Here is a 15,889-nt window from a genome sequence, read left to right on the forward strand (position 1 = left end):
CGCATAAAAATACGATTTGTCTGATTCGCAACAGCGTACACGACAGGGGGCTTTCCCGTCACGGGGCTTTGCCCCGTCCCCCACTGGGGCCGAAAGGCCCCAGATCCCAAGCCCAAAAAACACGAGACACTTTCGTGAAAAAAGAAGCCCGGAAACAAATGCTTCCGGGCCTTTTCTGGATCTGGAAGACCCTTACTTGCGCAGGTCGATTTCCACGCCGGGTTCACCGGAGAATTCGACCAGGATATCACCGTCCGGAACCCAGTACTGGCAGGCCAGACGGTAAGCGGGGGGGAAGTCCTCGACTTCGGCTCTCGCCAGAAGTTCCTTGGACAGCTTGCCGTTGACGGACAGGGTGGTCTTTTCCCGTTCGGTCAGGGCCTGGGCCTTGGGGCCCTTGTTGTCCAGTTGGGTGATCTTCACCAAACAGGACCCGCATTCCCCATCCTGACACTGGAAGGGAATGGGGACGGCTTTTTCCTTGGCTAAGGCCAGGAGAGTGCCCTTGGACCCCGCGATGGCATAGACAGTGATGTCCTTGGGCAGGGTGGGTGCGGAAAAGGTAACGTTGGCCATGATATGGTTTCCCCCGTGACAATGGGCCTTACAAAAGACGGACAAGTCCTAGGGCTGGGCCAAGTTAAACCCAGATCCGGGCCTGTCCGCGTCAGTCAACTGGGGGGAAGTCCGAGGAGTGCCTAGGGCACCGACTCGCAGTAGACGCCGGGAGTCTCACCCCCAATAGCCCTAACTGTCAAACGGGTTTTTTTGTTTCACCCAGAAAAGAAAACACCCCCGAACGGTGAGACCGTTCGGGGGTGTTTCGTCGTCTTGTGGGTCCGGAGACTTACGCGGCGCGGGGAGATCTGCGGCGGGACGCGGCCTGGGGCCGGTCGCCATTGGCCTGCCGCTGGGGACGACCATTGCCGCCACCGTCGCCCTGGCCACCCTGGGGTTTGTTGAAGCGGGGTTTGCGGGGGGGAGCGCCAACATCCTGGCGGGACTCCTGGCGACCCTCAGCGGGGGCGCGCGTGGAGCGGTTCAGTGGAGTCCAGCCATCACCGCGCAACTCCTCGACACCGTCACGACGATCATCGCGGGGAGCAGCGGAGCGAGGCGGGCCCCGGCGGTCGCTGTTCTGGCTTCGATTGCCAGCGCCGTTTCGGGCATTGGACCCGTTCCGATTCCCATTTCCACCACCGCTGCGCTTGGGAGCGCCGCCACGACCCGCCGTTTTGGCCAAGTGGGCTTCGGCCAGGGCCGGAGCGTGGTATTCGTGGTCATCATGCACGGCGATGGTCGCCTGAATGGTCCGCTCAATGGCGCGCAGGTAGTCCAACTCAGGCTCGGCACAGAGGGACAGGGCGATGCCAGAAGCGCCGGCCCGGGCCGTACGACCGATGCGGTGCACGTAGCTTTCCGGTTCGTTGGGCAGGTCGAAGTTGATGACGTGGGACACCCCATCGACGTCAATACCCCGGGCGGCGATATCCGTCGCCACCAGGGCGCGGACACGACCACTTTTGAAATCGTTCAGGGCCCGCTGGCGGGCACCCTGGGACTTGTTGCCGTGGATCACGTCGACGCCCACGCCGAACTTCTCCAGGAACTGGCCCAGTTTGTTGGCCCCGTGCTTGGTACGGGTGAAGACAATGGCCCGGGTCACCTCGCGCGGGTCACCGAGCAGGTTCAGCAACAGGTTCCGCTTGTCTCCTTGCTGAACGAACAGGATTTTTTGCTCTACCTTGTTGGCCACTGTGGATTCCCGAGCAACCTCGACGCGGACCGGATCGACCTGCAGGCTGGAGACCATGCCCGTCACTTCCTTGGGCAGGGTGGCGGAGAACATGACCGTCTGGCGCTTGCGGGGCAGGTTCTGAGCGATCTTATTGACCGTCGGGGCGAAACCCATGTCGAGCATGCGGTCGGCTTCATCCAGGACGAAGACTTCCACGGCGCGCAGATCAACGGCGCGGCGGTTCATCAGGTCCTGCAGACGACCCGGGGTCGCAACCAGAATATCAAGGCCGGACTTCAACATGCGTTGGTGGCGCTGGATGTCCACGCCGCCGACAACCACACCATGGCGGATATCGGACATGAAACGCCCATAATCCCGCACGCCTTCGGAAACCTGAACAGCCAACTCGCGGGTTGGGGTGAGGATCAGCGCCCGGGGACGACCGGGAACGCGGGGTTGGGGATCGTTAAACAGCCGCTGCAGCAGGGGCAGGGCGAAAGACGCGGTCTTACCCGTTCCCGTCTGGGCCAGACCCAGGACATCCTTGCCTTCCAGCTGCGGGGGAATGGCACCGGCTTGGATCGGAGTGGCTTTGGTGTACTCCAGATAGGCGAGGGCACGAGTCAGGGGCTCGACGAGACCGAGCGTAGAAAATTCAGTCATATTAATTCGGATACCTTCCGTTTCGTGGTTCTTGTTGGATATGGCCGCCAATTGGACCAATCCGCCACGAAATCGGCGCGGTCCAGCGGAGCGGGAATGACCCTGGCCCGCTCCTAACGGGGTGAGCCGTCTTCGGTTCCAGGAACAACGGGGGCTCAGTGGAACCAAGACAACTCCGACCGGCCCTAAACAGTGGGCCGTATTCGATCAAATCGTAGGGAGGATGAAAATCCTGGGGCGATGTCGCGACGGGTTCAGGGTTTGGACGCCATTGAACCAGTTTCTCTCCGCTCGGGATATCATTCCATTTGGAAAGCCGTCACAGAAAAGCCGCACGCCGCCGGGTCGGGATAAACCCAGTGCAATTCGATGGCGTCTATTTGGACCCGACAGCGTCATCTGTCAAGACCCTTTGCCGCAGTGCGCCATAATCTGGGTGGGATTTGGCCGTTGACCGCCTTTTTAGGTTTTTCCGGGGGCATAGGGGCGGGCCGGGGATATGGGATCGCTGGAGGGGAAGCTTTCTTCCAGGGCCTCGTCCAGTAACTCCTCCTTCCGGCGGTCGTCCTCGGTCCCGCCGGAGCCGAGGGGCGGGCGCGGGGTTTCAGTCAGGGTTTCTCGGACGATCATTCTTCGTCTCCTGTTTCCTGGTTCGAGGGGGGGGGAGCGCTTTGCCCGTTTGAGCTGCCTCACGCTCCCCCGATACCAAACAAACGGCAATCGGCTTTGGGAGTTCCCGAAACCCGGTCAGACAGCGTGCCTCCCTTCTGGCCTTCCCGGATTCCTTCATGCATGATGCGGCCCAATAGGTGGCCCACCTGAGGGCCCAATCACGTGACAGAATGCGAGAATTGCCATGGCGTACGCGCGGGCGAAGGGCTTGGGCCTTTTGATGGGACGACTGGTGGGGGCGGCTTTGCTGGTCGGAAGCGGTGTAACGGCTCTGGGCCCGGGTGCCTGGGCGGAGACAGCCCAGATCGGTGGTTGGTTCGTGTCTGACGAACGCCTGCCAGATGGAACGTTTTCCCACTGCATGATGATGGAGCCATACCTGAACGGTGAGCGAAAGGTGCTGTTGTCAGTGACCCTGTCCAAGGACAAGCTGGCCATGCTGGGGGTGTCTGATACGGAGTGGACCCTGAAGGAGGGGGAGAAATATAGCGGGAAGGTGGCTTTCGACGGCAGCAAGCCTGTGCCCCTGACGGCAACCAACATTGCGGGGATTGCTCGTTTGCAAATTCCCCAATGGTCTCCCTTTGCCGCAGCCCTGCGGAAGGCCAAAGTGCTGGCGGTGAAGTCCTCGGCTGGGGTCGTCTCCTTCAACCTTTATGATACGAGCGAAGCCATCCGCGCCTTGGAATCCTGTGTCCTTGTTGGGCATCCACCGTCCATCAAGCGTATCGTTCGGGACAGCGAGGGGAATGTGATTCGTGAGGAAACCATCCCCCCGGTCGCGGAGCCGATGCCCGATATCGTCATCAAGAAAAAATAGGACCGGAGCGCGGCCTGCCCCTTCACTTTGCCGGGGCAAAGATCAGCATGTCGCCGATCCATAGCGGACCCAACTCGTCCTGGTCCAGGGTCATCAATTCGTCCTCGTCGTCATCTTCGCGGATATCGATGCTTGCGGGTGTGCCATCGCCTGCGGGCGCAATGGCAGCGAGGATGGCCGTGGACTGGTCGCGAAAAATCATCAGGGCAGGCAGACGATCGCTCAGGTCACTGAGCTCAGCCCAGGACAGGCGTTTGTATTCCGCAGGCATGCCCGCATCCGCCGACACCGCCAGCACCGTGGACAGGGGGACCGGATCGCCGGTGAAGCCGTGCTTGGTGCCGATCTCCCGGGGGCTGACGCTAAGGCCCCGCTCCCGCGCCAATTTGGCGACCCGACCGAGGAAACAGGTATCCACTTCCAGGCCCGCAGCCTCCTTGGGCAGGGTTTCGATGTCGCTCATGGTCTCGCCGCTCCCATGGTGTCTCCTCCGGACCCGGGGCGTCGGGTGCGGGGGCCGGTGAAAGAGAAGGGGGGAATGACCATTGTTTTCACGTCATAGCCCCTTGGGCAAGGGAAATGTCGCGGTGCGAAAAGACTGGTCTTTGGTTCGAGGAACAGGATCAGCCCAGCAGGATCAACGGCTCCCAGGAGCGGTCGCTATCTCTTGGCTGTCGCTGACTCTGCGCAGGATGTCTCGAAACTCTGCGGCCACTTCGCTGAGGGGCTCGTTGCGGCGGAGCAGGATGCCGAACTCTGGAATGGATTGACCGATGGGGTTGGGCAGGCTTGCCAGGAGTCCCATGTGCAAATGATCCCGAACGACTGAGTAGGGCAACAGCGCCAAGGCGTCCGAGGTCTGGAGAAGATGCAAGATAGCGAAGATCGAGACGGATTCCACGCAGTTCGTGGGTTCCTCCAGGTTCCGTTCGGCGAGCACGGTCTCTAGAAATCCCCGGGTTGGTGTGGCCTTGGGCTGGAGGATCCAGGGCCACTGCACAAGCTCGGCCAGATCGGGAGCCTGATCTGCGGCGGTGCTCAACGGATGGCCCGCCCGGACCGCAAGCACCATTGCCTCGTCGGCGAGGGGTTCGAAGGAGAATAGGGTGCGTTGACGGTTCGTGGCGAACCGGCCCACCGCCAAGTCGATTTCTCCCCGTTCCAACATGTATAGGATGTTGTCGCTCGTCTCCCCCAGCATCCGGATGCTCAGCAGGGGGCGGTGGTGCTTTAAGGTGGCGACGGCTTTGGCCACCAGATCCGGGGCGGCCCCCATGATCGCCCCCAGGGAGAGCAGGCCATAGCCTCCCTGTTTCCGCAGCTCGAACTCCTCCGCAAAGCGGTCCATTCGGTTCAGGATGTCTTCGGCGTTGAGGAGGGCGAAGCGCCCTAGGTCGGTGCACCGCATGCCACGGGGGTCCCGGAAAAAGAGGGGAGCCCCCATGATGTCCTCCAGGTCTTTCAACATCTTCGATGCCGTCGACTGGGTCATGTTCAGGACCCTGGCCGCCTGGTGCATGGTGCCATGTTGGGCCAATGCCTGAACCAAGGCCAGATGCCTGAGGCGGAGGAAACGCGCCAAACCCTGTGTCATGACCTCTCTCTTCCCTCTCTTCCCGGGTGGATAATGCGATCGTGTTTTGCGATCGCAGAATAGGAACTCTTCATTAGACCGCTATCGCTCTGCTGCCTACCATCCAGGGCGTCAAACATTCGGCAACATGGCCAATCACCCATGAGGAGGTTCTCCGTTGGCGGTACCCATTATCAAGCATATCAGAGCTTTCACCGTGCGGGGCGGTGGCGCGGACTATCACGACCAGGGAGAGGGGCACTGGATCGACGACAATATTTCCACCCCCATGTCCAAGTATCCCGCGTACCGGGAAAGCCGCCAGAGCTTTGGCATCAACGTCCTGGGAAGTCTTGTGGTCGAGGTGGAAACCGATACCGGCGTCAAGGGGATCTCGGTCACCACGGGCGGGGAAATTGGCGCGTTCATCGTCGAGCGGCATCTGGCCCGCTTTGTCGAGGGACGCAAGGTCACGGACATTGAGTTGATCTGGGATCAGATGTTCAACGGCACCCTGTACTACGGGCGCCGTGGGGTGGTGTTGAACACGATTTCCGGTGTCGATCTCGCCCTGTGGGACCTGCTGGGCCAAGTGCGCGGCGAACCGGTCCACGCGATGATCGGCGGCGCCGTGCGGGAGCAACAACCGTTCTATGCCACTGGCGCCCGCCCCGATCTTGCCAAGGAGATGGGGTTCATCGGTGGCAAGTTGGCCGTCCAGCATGGTCCGGCCCAGGGCGCAGAGGGAATGCGGCGGGAACTGGATCGCCTGGCGCTGATGCGCGATCGGGTCGGTCCGGATTTCTGGCTGATGTTCGATTGCTGGATGAGCCTGGATGTGGATTATGCGACCCGGCTGGCCTTGGCGGCGCAGGCTTACGGGTTGAAATGGATTGAGGAATGCTTACCCCCCGACGACTATTGGGGATATGCCGCGCTGAAACGCGCCGTGCCCACGGGAATGCTGGTGACCACCGGTGAGCATGAGGCGACCCGTTGGGGGTTCCGCATGCTGCTGGATATGGACTGCTGCGATTTCATCCAGCCCGACGTGGGGTGGTGTGGTGGACTGACGGAGCTTCTCAAGATCTCCGCCATTGCCGATAGCCACGGGAAGATGGTCATCCCCCACGGGTCGAGCGTCTACAGCTATCACTTTGTGATGACCCGCCATAACAGCCCCTTCGCCGAGTTCCTGATGATGGCGCCGAAAGCGGACGCGGTCATTCCCATGTTTTCGCCCCTTCTGGAAGGGGAGCCGGTGCCACGGGATGGACATCTGTCCATTGGAGCGCTCGATCAGCCCGGGTTTGGCGTGACCCTGGCGGCCGATGCCAACTTGGCCCGGCCGTATACCCACTGAAGACCAAAAAAAATCAATAGAACAACGAACCCATAGGGAGGTTTTTTCCATGAAAATCACACGTCGTAGCCTTGGGCTTCTCGCCCTGTCCGCCGGTTTGGCCCTTTCAGGGGTCGCCCAGGCCAAGACGGTCATTCATCTCGCCCATCACCTGCCTGAAACGTCCGAGCAGCATTTGGCCGCCACGCGTATGGCTGAATTGGTCAAGGAACGGAGCCATGGGGAGTTGGAGATGCAGGTGCTGCCCAGTGGCCAGGTTGGCGGTCAACGGGAGATCATCGAAGGGGTGCAGATGGGCACCATCGAAATGGGTTATGGGGAGAGTGGTCTCTATGCCAACTACGTTCCCGCCTTCGGTATTCTGACCCTGCCTTACCTGTACACGGGTCCGGCCCATTGGGCGAAGGTTGTTGAGGGGGACATCGGTTCGTCCCTGGTCAAGGAGCTTGAGGACAAGACAGGGCTGGTCGTTCTGAACTGGATCCAGGCAGGCTATCGGGACACCTATACCGTCGATAAGAAGATTGAAAAGCCCGAGGATTTCGCCGGGCTGAAGATCCGTGTGCCGGAATCACCGGTCTTCGTCGAAACCTTCTCCGCCCTCAAAGCCGAGCCGACGCCAATTCCTTCGCCTGAAATCTACACGGCGATGCAGACGGGCGTGGTGTCCGCCATGGAGGGGACGCCAGAGGTCGGGTACATCCAGCGCATGTATGAAGTGGCGAAGCACTTGAACAAGACACGCCATATCCTGTTTGACGGAAGCTTCGTCACCAGCCGGACCTTTCTGGACAGCCTGAGCGAGGAAAACCGGAAGATTATCCTCGACGCCGCCAAGGAAGTGGCCGCCCTGCAACGCAAAGAGACCGGTGAGCGGGAAGCGGCCTGGTTCGAGAAGCTGTCCGCCGCGGGCATGGAAATCCACGAGGTGGATGCCGCTCCGTTCCGCGCTGTCCTGACGCCTTTGCAGGATCGCTTCGCCAAGGATGCCGGGGCCACCGAGATCCTGGCGGACATCCGCGCCCTGGCCCAATGATTCGGGCGTCCCATGGTCCGCGACGTGCCATGGACCGGGCCATCGCCGCCTTGACGGCGGCGGTGGTCGGGATCTTCGCGGCGATGATGGCACTTGTTTTTCTGCAGATCGTCGATCGGTTCGTTCCGGCGTTCAATTGGTTTTGGACCGAGGAAGTCGTCCGTGTCTTGCTGGTCTGGTCGGTCATGCTTGGCCTGCCCGTCGTGCTGTACCGCCATGAGGAAGTGTTCATCGACATTCTGTCGTTACCCGCCCGGGTAACCCGATGGCGGCTGCGGCTCGCGGGGGCCTTGTCCATCGTCTTTCTCGTCATTTTGGCTTGGCATGGGGAAATCTATACAGCGCGGTCGGCTGCTTTCCTGTCGCCGACGCTGGGTATCTCCCGGGCCTGGATCTACGCCCCGATTCCCATCGGGGCCTTGCTGGGGGCCATTGCCCTGCTGATCCGCAAGGAAGAGGACTCCCCGGCCTGGCCCCATCCCGGAGATACCACCATCCATAAGGATGAGAGGTTATGACCGTTCTTCTTCTGTTCGTTCTGTTCACACTGCTTTTGCTGGTTGGCGTGCCGATTTCCTTCGCCATGGGCCTCTCCGCAGTGGCGATTTTGGTCCTGGGGGGCACCGTCCCCCTTCTGGTTCTGCCCCAACGGTTTTTTTCCTCGCTGGACAGCTTTCCCCTGATGGCCATTCCCCTGTTCATCCTGGCCGGAAACCTGATGAACGTCAGCGGGATAACGATGGCGATCGTGCGTTTCGCGAATTCCCTGATCGGCCATGTGCGGGGAGGATTGGGGCAGGTGAACATTTTGACCAGCCTGCTGTTCTCCGGCATTTCCGGCTCCGCCGCCGCAGACGTGGCCGCCGTTGGCTCGATGTTGCTCCCTGCCATGAAAAAGGAAGGGTACAAGCCGGAATGGGCCGCTGTGATCACCGCCGTGTCTGCCATCCTGGGGCCGATCATTCCGCCCAGTCTGCTTATGGTGCTTTATGGATCAATGACCGGACTATCCATCGGGACCCTGTTCTTGGCCGGAATCCTTCCCGGTCTGGTCATCGCCGGGCTTCTGATGGCCTATACGTGGTATCGCGCCGACGACATTGGCGGTATTCGCCATCCTCGGGCCAATTTGAGTGAAGTGCTTCCCGCCTTTTGGAAAGCCCTTCCTGCCCTTGTTCTGCCCGTGCTGATCATTGGTGGAATTGAGACCGGAGCCTTCACGGCGACCGAGGCCGGGATCCTGGCTGTGGTCTATGCGCTCGCCTACGGTCTTCTGGCTCGACAGTTGGGGTTCAGGAATACCTACGTCTTTGTTCGGGATGCGGCGATTTCGACCTCCTCGATCTTGATCATCCTTGGGGGGGCGGCGTTGTTCTCGTGGATCATTGCGCGGGAGGGCTTTCCGGAACAGTTGGCCACGGCGCTTCAGGCCTTGACCACGAACACATATCTGGCCCTGGGCCTGATCGTTGCGGCCCTTCTGGTGCTTGGCATGTTCGTCGAAACGATCTCGGCTCTGATCCTTGTCACGCCCATGTTGTCCCCCATCGGTGCGGTCTACGGGCTCGATCCCATCCATTTCGCGGTGGTGACGGTCATTACCGTTCTGCTTGGATCCATCACCCCACCGGTGGCCATCATCCTGTTGCTTGCCTGTCGCATTGGCGAAGTCCCCTACGCCAAGGCCATGAAGCCATTCCTTCCCTACTTCGGGATCGTGCTGGTTGGCCTGCTCATCATCACCTTTGTGCCCTCTGTGACCCTTGCCTTGCCCTGGGCTCTTGGTGTCCTGGGCAATTGACCTTCTTTCCGTTTCGAATGCTGGAGTGATTATGAACGCTATCGATCTGAACAACCAAGTCGCCGTCGTCACCGGAGGCGCGCAGGGAATCGGGCTGGCGGTGGCCAAGCGCTTCGTCGCCAGCGGCGCCCGGGTGTCCATCTGGGATCAGGACGTGGAGCTTGGCCAGAAAAGTGCGGCCATGCTGGGAAGCGCGGTTGAATTCCGCGCAGTCGACCAAACCGACTACGAGGCTGTGGCCGACGCGGCCGCTGCGACTGAGCGCGATTTCGGACCCATTTCGATTCTGGCTGCCGTTGCGGGTATTGCTGGAAGCAATGCTCCCCTTGTCGACTATGAGCTGGCAGAGTGGATGCGGGTGATTGATATCAACCTGAACGGCGTATTCTATTTGAACAAGGTGATCGTGAAGGGAATGATCGCGCGCGGCTATGGGCGCATTGTCAATGTGTCCTCCATCGCGGGAAAGGAGGGCAATCCCAATGCCGGACCCTATTCCGCGTCGAAGGCAGGCGTGATTGCCTTGACCAAATCTCTGGGCAAGGAGACCGCTGGTCAGAACATTGCGGTCAACTGCATCACACCAGCCGCAGCCCGGACACGGATTTTTGATCAAATGAAGCCGGAGCATATCGAGTACATGCTGTCCAAGATCCCCCGCGGGCGGTTCTTGGAGGTGGACGAGGCTGCGAATATGGTGGCTTGGTTGGCCAGTGCGGAAAACTCTTTTACCACGGGGGCGACCTTTGATTTGTCGGGGGGACGCGCGACCTATTGACGTCTTCCCGAGCCTGTCGCCCTCAAGTGTGGTTTCTTTTTCCTGGCCCCAGCGGTTCCGATGGGATCTGATGTGGCCTTTTTGTCGGTTATACAAGGAGCGTATTGATGAAGTTGTTGAGAGTTGGACCTGCGGGCGCCGAGCGGCCAGCCATGCTAGATGGCGAGGGACAGGTCCGTGACTTGTCTGGCATCGTCGATGACATTGCGGGTGATGTTCTGATGCCAGAGGGCTTGGCCCGCTTGGCGACTGTGGATCCCACGACCCTTCCTGTGCTGCCCGTGGATCGGGTCGGGCCTTGCGTTGGTCAGGTCGGGACGTTTCTGTGCATTGGCCTGAATTACGCCGACCATGCGGCCGAAGCTGGCATGGACTTGCCTAAGGAACCGGTGATGTTCATGAAGGCGACGTCGGCGGTCTGCGGACCCACGGACAATGTCCGGCTGCCACGCGGATCGACCAAGGGCGATTGGGAAGTGGAATTGGGTGTGGTGATCGGCAAGGGAGGCTCCTACATCGACGAGGAAACCGCCCTGGATCATGTTGCCGGTTACTGCGTGGTCAACGACGTGTCCGAGCGGGCCTTCCAGATCGAGCGCGGCGGCCAATGGACGAAGGGCAAGAGTGCCCCGACCTTTGCCCCGATCGGTCCGTGGCTGGTGACCCGCGATGAGGTGGCCGATCCCCAGGACCTGGCTCTCTGGCTGGAAGTGGATGGGCACCGCTATCAGAGCGGATCGACGCGCACCATGGTGTTCGGTGTGCGCCATTTGGTCCATTATGTGAGCCAATTCATGTGCCTGCGACCGGGCGATGTCATCTCAACCGGGACCCCGCCAGGGGTGGGCATGGGGCAGAAGCCGCCGGTCTACCTCAATGGCGGTGAAGTCATGCGGCTTGGGATCGACGGTCTGGGGGAGCAATGTCAGTCCGTTGTGCGTGATTGACGAATATTTTTGCCAAGTGCCGTAACCGGTGAATCGGGCTCGACGGTCTTACGCTTCGGGTCCGATTTTCCGTCTAGAGCATCGAGCGGAAAAGTGGGAACCGGTTTTCCGGTCCACGCGATGCTCTAACTATATGATTTTAGATCAAACCGCCCTAAATCGATTCCGATTTAGGGCGGTTTGATCTAGAGCGGGGTGGGGTGAACCCCACCACAATACTCGACATGCGGGTGTCCCGTCACGGGGCTTTGCCCCGTCCCCCACTGGGGCCGAAAGGCCCCAGACCCCCAGCATTTACTGGCCGAAAGGCCCCAGACCCCAGGCTCAGAAAAAAAATGGGGGTTTGGGGGCATCGCCCCCAAATGGGCTTGGGCTATCGCCCAAAAAGACGAGACACGGTCGTGTCCTGAGGCCCCCCGCCGCTTTTCGTGCGTTCAAACGGCAGGTGGGGCGGCCCGTTGGCCCCTTGGTAGAAGGCCTGCTATTTCGATGAAGCCCGAGCGCCGAGCAGTCTGGTTTCGTCCAGCAGCTTTTGGCACTGGTTTTCCACCGCGTCGATTTCCTCCAGGGTAACCTGGATGTCCTCGAGCTGCTGGCGGAGAGAGTTCCTGGATTTTTGGCAGCTTTCGATGAGCTTCATATATTGAGCTTCGCCCGTCGGTTCGGCGTCGTAGAGATCGATGATCTCCTGGATTTCCTTGAGCGAGAATCCCAGCCGTTTGCCACGCAGGATCAGCATCAGGCGCACCCTGTCCCGGGGCGAATAGATCCTGCGCAGACCATCCCGTTCAGGGGTGATCAGGCCCTTGTCCTCGTAGAACCGGATGGCCCGGGGAGTTACATCGAACTCTTTGGCCAAGTCGGCTATGGAATAGCTGTTCCGCGTTGTGCTCATGGCGTCAGCTTACGTATACGTCAAAACCCTGTCGAGGATTATGTGTACTTGCGGACGTTCGGGGGGCTGCCACCCAGGCGTCGGAGCTTCGTGCCTCGTGCTGTCAGGGCACAAGGAAGGCTGCGGCAAGACCGAGAAAGGCGAAGAAACCCACCACATCCGTGATCGTCGTCAGGAAGACTGCGGAGGCCACTGCAGGGTCGATATTGAGACGCTCAAGGGCCAGGGGGATGGCGATGCCCGATAGTCCGGCAACGGCCAGGTTGATGACCATCGCCGCAGCGATCACCCAGCCGATCTCTGGCCGTCCGAACCAAACCCAGGCGATGCCACCGATCAGAAGGGCGAAGATGGCGCCATTGAGCAGGCCGACCACCAATTCCTTGCCCAGGATTCGTTTGGCGTTGGCCTGGGTGAGTTCCTTTGTCGCAAGGGAGCGCACGGCCACTGTGAGCGCCTGTGTGCCTGCGTTCCCCCCCATGGAGGCGACAATGGGCATCAGGACGGCAAGGGCTACGACCGATTCGATGGTTGCTGAGAACAGACCGATGACCATGGAAGCGAGGATGGCCGTCAACAGGTTGACACCCAGCCAGGATACCCGGGCCTTTACCGTATCGATCACGGCGCGGTACAAGTCGACCTCGGCGACACCGGCCAGGCGCAGCATGTCGTCCTCGGCCTCTTCCTCGATCACGTCGATGATGTCGTCGACGGTGATACGTCCCACCAGCCGACCAGAGGCATCGATGACAGGCGCAGACATCAAGTCACGGTCCCGGAACAGCCGGGCCACTTCCTCCTGGTCCGCCGTGGTGGAGATCAGGGGCATTTCCTCGCCCATGATTTCTCGCAGACGGATTCGGCGTTGGTGGCGCAGCATGGTGGACAGGCGGACCAATCCCACCGGGCGGTGACGGGGGTCCACAACGTAAATGACATAGAAATCATCGGGTAGGCGTGCCGCTGAGCGCAGGTAGTCGATGGTCTCGCCCACGGTCCAATAGGCGGGGACGGCCACCATTTCCCGCTGCATCAGGCGGCCAGCGGAATATTCCGGCAGGGACAGCCCCTGTTGGATCACGGTGCGGGTTTCCGGAGGGAGGCGCTCGAGAACGGTGGCCTGTTCCTCCTCGTCCAATTGGGCGACGACGTAGAGGGCATCGTCGGAATCCAACTCGCCCAGGGCCGAAGCCAAGTCGTGATACCCCAGGATTTCGACGACTTCGTCGCGCACGTAGTCGTTCAATTCCGGCAGGATTTCGGCGTTGAATTCCCCTCTTAAAGCTTTGATCAGAGTCGCGCGAGCATCGGTCGGCAGGTCCTGGATCAGGTCGGCCTGATCGGCGTAATGCAGGGGCAGGACAAGGGCCTGGACGGCCTTGGCCACCTCGTCGGGATCCTCGCCCTCCAGGGTGAGGCGCATCTCCTCGACGAATTCAGGAAGTAGCCCGTAGACATCTTCGGCCTGGTTGACGTCTCCATGGATTTGTTCGCGTTCGCCAAGGTCGATCATGGGCGTCTCCCCGGTTCAAGAAGGTGAGGGGCGGGCGGGGCGGGACCTGCTTTTGGGTGAGGTCCGCGCAAGGGGATAGGTGGGGCGTGGATGCATCCGTTCAACGGTATGGACCGAAGGATGGTTCCATGGAAAAGGCAGGGAGAAGCGTTTCGGCGAAATCAAAGGGCTGGAGTGAAACGCCCTTTCCGAGAAAAGGCTCTTTCTCAGAAAAGCATTGGGCCTGTCCAGTTTAAAACCAGACAGGCCCAATGCTTTTGAAGAGTGGTGCGGTCGAGAAGACTCGAACTTCCACGGCCTTTCGGCCACAGCGACCTCAACGCTGCGCGTCTACCAATTCCGCCACGACCGCGATGTGCGAGGGCTTGCCCCGCGAGGACGGATGAAATACCAAACCCCTTTGGGTTGGGCAAACAAAATCCGCATCGCCCCCCAATGATTTTTTTTTGGAAGGAATCCCGTCGATGACCCAAGGGGTGGAATGGCGCTTTGCCGACACACGCGTACCCTATCCGGACGCCCTGGCTTTCATGGAGGATCGGGTGGCCAAGATCTGTGCGGGGGAGGCGAGAGAGTGCCTGTGGATGCTCGAGCATCCCCCCCTCTACACGGCGGGCACCAGCGCCAATGCTCGGGATTTGCTGGCACCTGACCGTTTCCCCGTTTACGAAGCAGGGCGGGGCGGTCAATACACCTACCACGGTCCCGGCCAACGGATTGGCTATGTGATGCTTGATCTGCGCAACCGGGGGCGGGACGTCCGCTGCTTTGTTCATCGCCTGGAGGATTGGGTGATTCGGGCTTTGGCCGAGTTCAATGTCGTGGGCGAGCGGCGCGATGGCCGGGTCGGCATCTGGGTGTCCCGGGGGGGCGGACGGGAGGATAAGATCGCGGCCATTGGCGTGCGGGTGCGACGCTGGGTAACCTACCACGGATTTTCACTGAACGTGGAGCCGGATTTGACCCATTTCCAGGGTATCGTCCCCTGCGGGATCAGTGAGCATGGGGTCACCAGCCTGTGGGATCTTGGCATCCATGTGACCATGGAAGAGGTGGACTCGGCCCTTATGCGGACCTTCCCTCTGGTTTTTTCCGACAAGGGGGAGGAAGGGGGGGCTCAGTCCTGTTCCATGGCAGAGGACCGGGGATAGAAAGGCCGCTCTCTGGGCTGTCCACTCTCTGGACAGTCCACGGTCATCGGACCCTTGACGGGGAGCCGGGTCCTGGAGCCGTGGTCAAGACCTGATCGCCTGTCCTTTAGCAGAATTCGGAAAAAGTCCGAAAACGCTCCAAACTTGTCATTCCTGCCTGCGCAGGGATGACGACAAAAGAGTTTTTCCGCACCCTGTTAGGGGGCTAGAGGGCGGGCGATCAGTAGGCGATGTGGAAGGTCAGGTGATTTTTTCCGTTCTCGTGGCGATAGGCTACCGTTCGGGAGAGTTTGCGGATCAGGTGAATGCCCAACCCGCCAATGGGGCGGTCGTCGAGGGAGGCCAGCAAATGCTCTGGATCGGGGCGGGCGAGGGGGTCATGGGCAATGCCATCATCAATAACCTCGGCGATGATCTCATCGCCATTGGGAGACAGGCGGACGGTGATATCGTGCTGTTCCTGCTCTGGAAACCCATAGGAAATGATGTTCGTTACGGCTTCGTCCAGGCAAAGGCCAAGGCGTTGGACGGTTGCAGGACCGGGTCTGGGATCCCCGTCCAGTCCCTCGACAAAGGCTTCGACCTTGTCCAGAAGCCCAGGGATTTCCTCCAACGTGTTGCGAAGCGTTAGCTCCAAGGGGAGTCCTCCCTTTGGTTGAGGGCGGGATCTCCGCCCGGTCCAGAGACCCTAGCAAAGGCGCCGAAATCGTACCAGAGCGGTTTTTCTGGAGCTGAGTTAAAGTCACCTGCGACGGGGGGACAGAGTTGGATGACATTTGGTCAGGTAAGACTTCCGGCAGGATTGCCGTTTTCCCCACTGGTTTGGTAGGTTGCACCGACAACGGATTGTTTTTTTCAGGTCTTCACGTTTGTATCGGATAGGGTGGTCGGATAGGGTGATCCCTTGCGGCTTATCCGATCAGGGAGGACGCT

Annotated in this window: 16 protein-coding genes and 1 tRNA gene; 8 read left to right on the forward strand and 9 right to left on the reverse strand. The window is 60.4% G+C overall.

Annotated features, from left to right (window positions below; translation table 11 throughout):
- Window positions 1-192: 192 nt before the first annotated feature.
- The 3 genes from ACLIRY_RS00335 to ACLIRY_RS00345 form a co-directional block, all read right to left on the reverse strand.
- Complete coding sequence (locus ACLIRY_RS00335) at window positions 193-576, reverse strand: 2Fe-2S iron-sulfur cluster-binding protein (RefSeq protein WP_413203350.1); 384 nt, start codon at window positions 574-576, stop codon at window positions 193-195.
- A gap of 271 nt (window positions 577-847) precedes the next feature.
- Window positions 848-2,404, reverse strand: coding sequence for a DEAD/DEAH box helicase (locus tag ACLIRY_RS00340; protein WP_413203351.1), 1,557 nt, complete (start codon window positions 2,402-2,404; stop codon window positions 848-850).
- 462 nt (window positions 2,405-2,866) lie between these two features.
- Window positions 2,867-3,034 carry a hypothetical protein gene (locus ACLIRY_RS00345; protein WP_413203352.1) on the reverse strand — a complete coding sequence of 56 codons (168 nt, stop codon included), beginning with the start codon at window positions 3,032-3,034 and terminating at the stop codon, window positions 2,867-2,869.
- A gap of 226 nt (window positions 3,035-3,260) precedes the next feature.
- On the opposite strand from ACLIRY_RS00345, the gene ACLIRY_RS00350 reads away from it, so the two are divergent.
- A complete protein-coding gene (locus tag ACLIRY_RS00350; RefSeq protein WP_413203353.1) occupies window positions 3,261-3,896 on the forward strand; it encodes a hypothetical protein in 636 nt (211 codons plus the stop codon).
- A gap of 22 nt (window positions 3,897-3,918) precedes the next feature.
- Here ACLIRY_RS00350 and ACLIRY_RS00355 read toward each other — a convergent pair whose 3' ends face one another.
- Window positions 3,919-4,359: a hypothetical protein gene (locus ACLIRY_RS00355; protein ID WP_413203354.1), complete on the reverse strand. Its 441-nt coding sequence runs from the start codon at window positions 4,357-4,359 to the stop codon at window positions 3,919-3,921.
- Window positions 4,360-4,533: 174 nt separating this feature from the next.
- Window positions 4,534-5,490, reverse strand: a complete 957-nt coding sequence (locus tag ACLIRY_RS00360; protein WP_413203355.1) for a LysR family transcriptional regulator — start codon at window positions 5,488-5,490, stop codon at window positions 4,534-4,536.
- Between the two features lie 157 nt (window positions 5,491-5,647).
- On the opposite strand from ACLIRY_RS00360, the gene rhmD reads away from it, so the two are divergent.
- The 6 genes from rhmD to ACLIRY_RS00390 all read left to right on the forward strand — a co-directional run bounded on the left by rhmD (window position 5,648) and on the right by ACLIRY_RS00390 (window position 11,394).
- Complete coding sequence (gene rhmD / locus ACLIRY_RS00365) at window positions 5,648-6,832, forward strand: L-rhamnonate dehydratase (RefSeq protein ID WP_413203356.1); 1,185 nt, start codon at window positions 5,648-5,650, stop codon at window positions 6,830-6,832.
- A 49-nt stretch (window positions 6,833-6,881) separates the two neighbouring features.
- Window positions 6,882-7,868, forward strand: a complete 987-nt coding sequence (locus tag ACLIRY_RS00370) for a TRAP transporter substrate-binding protein (protein WP_413203357.1) — start codon at window positions 6,882-6,884, stop codon at window positions 7,866-7,868.
- Window positions 7,865-8,386: a TRAP transporter small permease gene (locus ACLIRY_RS00375; protein ID WP_413203358.1), complete on the forward strand. Its 522-nt coding sequence runs from the start codon at window positions 7,865-7,867 to the stop codon at window positions 8,384-8,386. The genes ACLIRY_RS00370 and ACLIRY_RS00375 overlap by 4 nt, the downstream gene beginning before the upstream one ends.
- The gene (locus ACLIRY_RS00380; RefSeq protein WP_413203359.1) at window positions 8,383-9,669 is read left to right on the forward strand and encodes a TRAP transporter large permease; all 1,287 of its coding nucleotides are present in this window, start codon (window positions 8,383-8,385) and stop codon (window positions 9,667-9,669) included. The genes ACLIRY_RS00375 and ACLIRY_RS00380 overlap by 4 nt, the downstream gene beginning before the upstream one ends.
- A 31-nt stretch (window positions 9,670-9,700) precedes the next feature.
- Window positions 9,701-10,447 (forward strand): SDR family NAD(P)-dependent oxidoreductase, encoded by a 747-nt coding sequence (locus ACLIRY_RS00385; protein ID WP_413203360.1) that lies wholly within the window; start codon window positions 9,701-9,703, stop codon window positions 10,445-10,447.
- A gap of 107 nt (window positions 10,448-10,554) precedes the next feature.
- On the forward strand, window positions 10,555-11,394 hold the full coding sequence (locus ACLIRY_RS00390) for a fumarylacetoacetate hydrolase family protein (RefSeq protein WP_413203361.1): 840 nt from the start codon (window positions 10,555-10,557) through the stop codon (window positions 11,392-11,394).
- Window positions 11,395-11,875: 481 nt separating this feature from the next.
- Here the strand turns inward: ACLIRY_RS00390 and ACLIRY_RS00395 are convergent, their stop codons facing one another.
- The 3 genes from ACLIRY_RS00395 to ACLIRY_RS00405 all read right to left on the reverse strand — a co-directional run bounded on the left by ACLIRY_RS00395 (window position 11,876) and on the right by ACLIRY_RS00405 (window position 14,157).
- A complete protein-coding gene (locus tag ACLIRY_RS00395; protein ID WP_413203362.1) occupies window positions 11,876-12,289 on the reverse strand; it encodes a MerR family transcriptional regulator in 414 nt (137 codons plus the stop codon).
- Window positions 12,290-12,392: 103 nt separating this feature from the next.
- The gene (gene mgtE / locus ACLIRY_RS00400) at window positions 12,393-13,805 is read right to left on the reverse strand and encodes a magnesium transporter (RefSeq protein ID WP_413203363.1); all 1,413 of its coding nucleotides are present in this window, start codon (window positions 13,803-13,805) and stop codon (window positions 12,393-12,395) included.
- Between the two features lie 265 nt (window positions 13,806-14,070).
- A tRNA-Leu gene (locus ACLIRY_RS00405) sits at window positions 14,071-14,157 on the reverse strand.
- Between the two features lie 124 nt (window positions 14,158-14,281).
- On the opposite strand from ACLIRY_RS00405, the gene lipB reads away from it, so the two are divergent.
- The gene (gene lipB, locus ACLIRY_RS00410; RefSeq protein ID WP_413204168.1) at window positions 14,282-14,956 is read left to right on the forward strand and encodes a lipoyl(octanoyl) transferase LipB; all 675 of its coding nucleotides are present in this window, start codon (window positions 14,282-14,284) and stop codon (window positions 14,954-14,956) included.
- Between the two features lie 220 nt (window positions 14,957-15,176).
- Here the strand turns inward: lipB and ACLIRY_RS00415 are convergent, their stop codons facing one another.
- Window positions 15,177-15,593, reverse strand: a complete 417-nt coding sequence (locus ACLIRY_RS00415; protein ID WP_413203364.1) for an ATP-binding protein — start codon at window positions 15,591-15,593, stop codon at window positions 15,177-15,179.
- Window positions 15,594-15,889 lie beyond the last annotated feature (296 nt).

Source organism: Rhodospirillum sp. A1_3_36 (assembly GCF_047263945.1).
GTDB lineage: Bacteria > Pseudomonadota > Alphaproteobacteria > Rhodospirillales > Rhodospirillaceae > Rhodospirillum.

Excerpts from the sequence above, each read along its gene's own strand:
- ACLIRY_RS00340 (WP_413203351.1), bottom strand. The coding sequence starts at position 2,404 with ATGACTGAATTTTCTACGCTCGGTCTCGTCGAGCCCCTGACTCGTGCC.
- ACLIRY_RS00360 (WP_413203355.1), bottom strand. The coding sequence starts at position 5,490 with ATGACACAGGGTTTGGCGCGTTTCCTCCGCCTCAGGCATCTGGCCTTG.
- mgtE (WP_413203363.1), bottom strand. The coding sequence starts at position 13,805 with ATGATCGACCTTGGCGAACGCGAACAAATCCATGGAGACGTCAACCAG.
- ACLIRY_RS00385 (WP_413203360.1), top strand. The coding sequence starts at position 9,701 with ATGAACGCTATCGATCTGAACAACCAAGTCGCCGTCGTCACCGGAGGC.
- ACLIRY_RS00375 (WP_413203358.1), top strand. The coding sequence starts at position 7,865 with ATGATTCGGGCGTCCCATGGTCCGCGACGTGCCATGGACCGGGCCATC.
- ACLIRY_RS00395 (WP_413203362.1), bottom strand. The coding sequence starts at position 12,289 with ATGAGCACAACGCGGAACAGCTATTCCATAGCCGACTTGGCCAAAGAG.
- ACLIRY_RS00380 (WP_413203359.1), top strand. The coding sequence starts at position 8,383 with ATGACCGTTCTTCTTCTGTTCGTTCTGTTCACACTGCTTTTGCTGGTT.
- ACLIRY_RS00350 (WP_413203353.1), top strand. The coding sequence starts at position 3,261 with ATGGCGTACGCGCGGGCGAAGGGCTTGGGCCTTTTGATGGGACGACTG.
- ACLIRY_RS00390 (WP_413203361.1), top strand. The coding sequence starts at position 10,555 with ATGAAGTTGTTGAGAGTTGGACCTGCGGGCGCCGAGCGGCCAGCCATG.
- ACLIRY_RS00370 (WP_413203357.1), top strand. The coding sequence starts at position 6,882 with ATGAAAATCACACGTCGTAGCCTTGGGCTTCTCGCCCTGTCCGCCGGT.
- ACLIRY_RS00345 (WP_413203352.1), bottom strand. The coding sequence starts at position 3,034 with ATGATCGTCCGAGAAACCCTGACTGAAACCCCGCGCCCGCCCCTCGGC.
- ACLIRY_RS00355 (WP_413203354.1), bottom strand. The coding sequence starts at position 4,359 with ATGAGCGACATCGAAACCCTGCCCAAGGAGGCTGCGGGCCTGGAAGTG.
- ACLIRY_RS00335 (WP_413203350.1), bottom strand. The coding sequence starts at position 576 with ATGGCCAACGTTACCTTTTCCGCACCCACCCTGCCCAAGGACATCACT.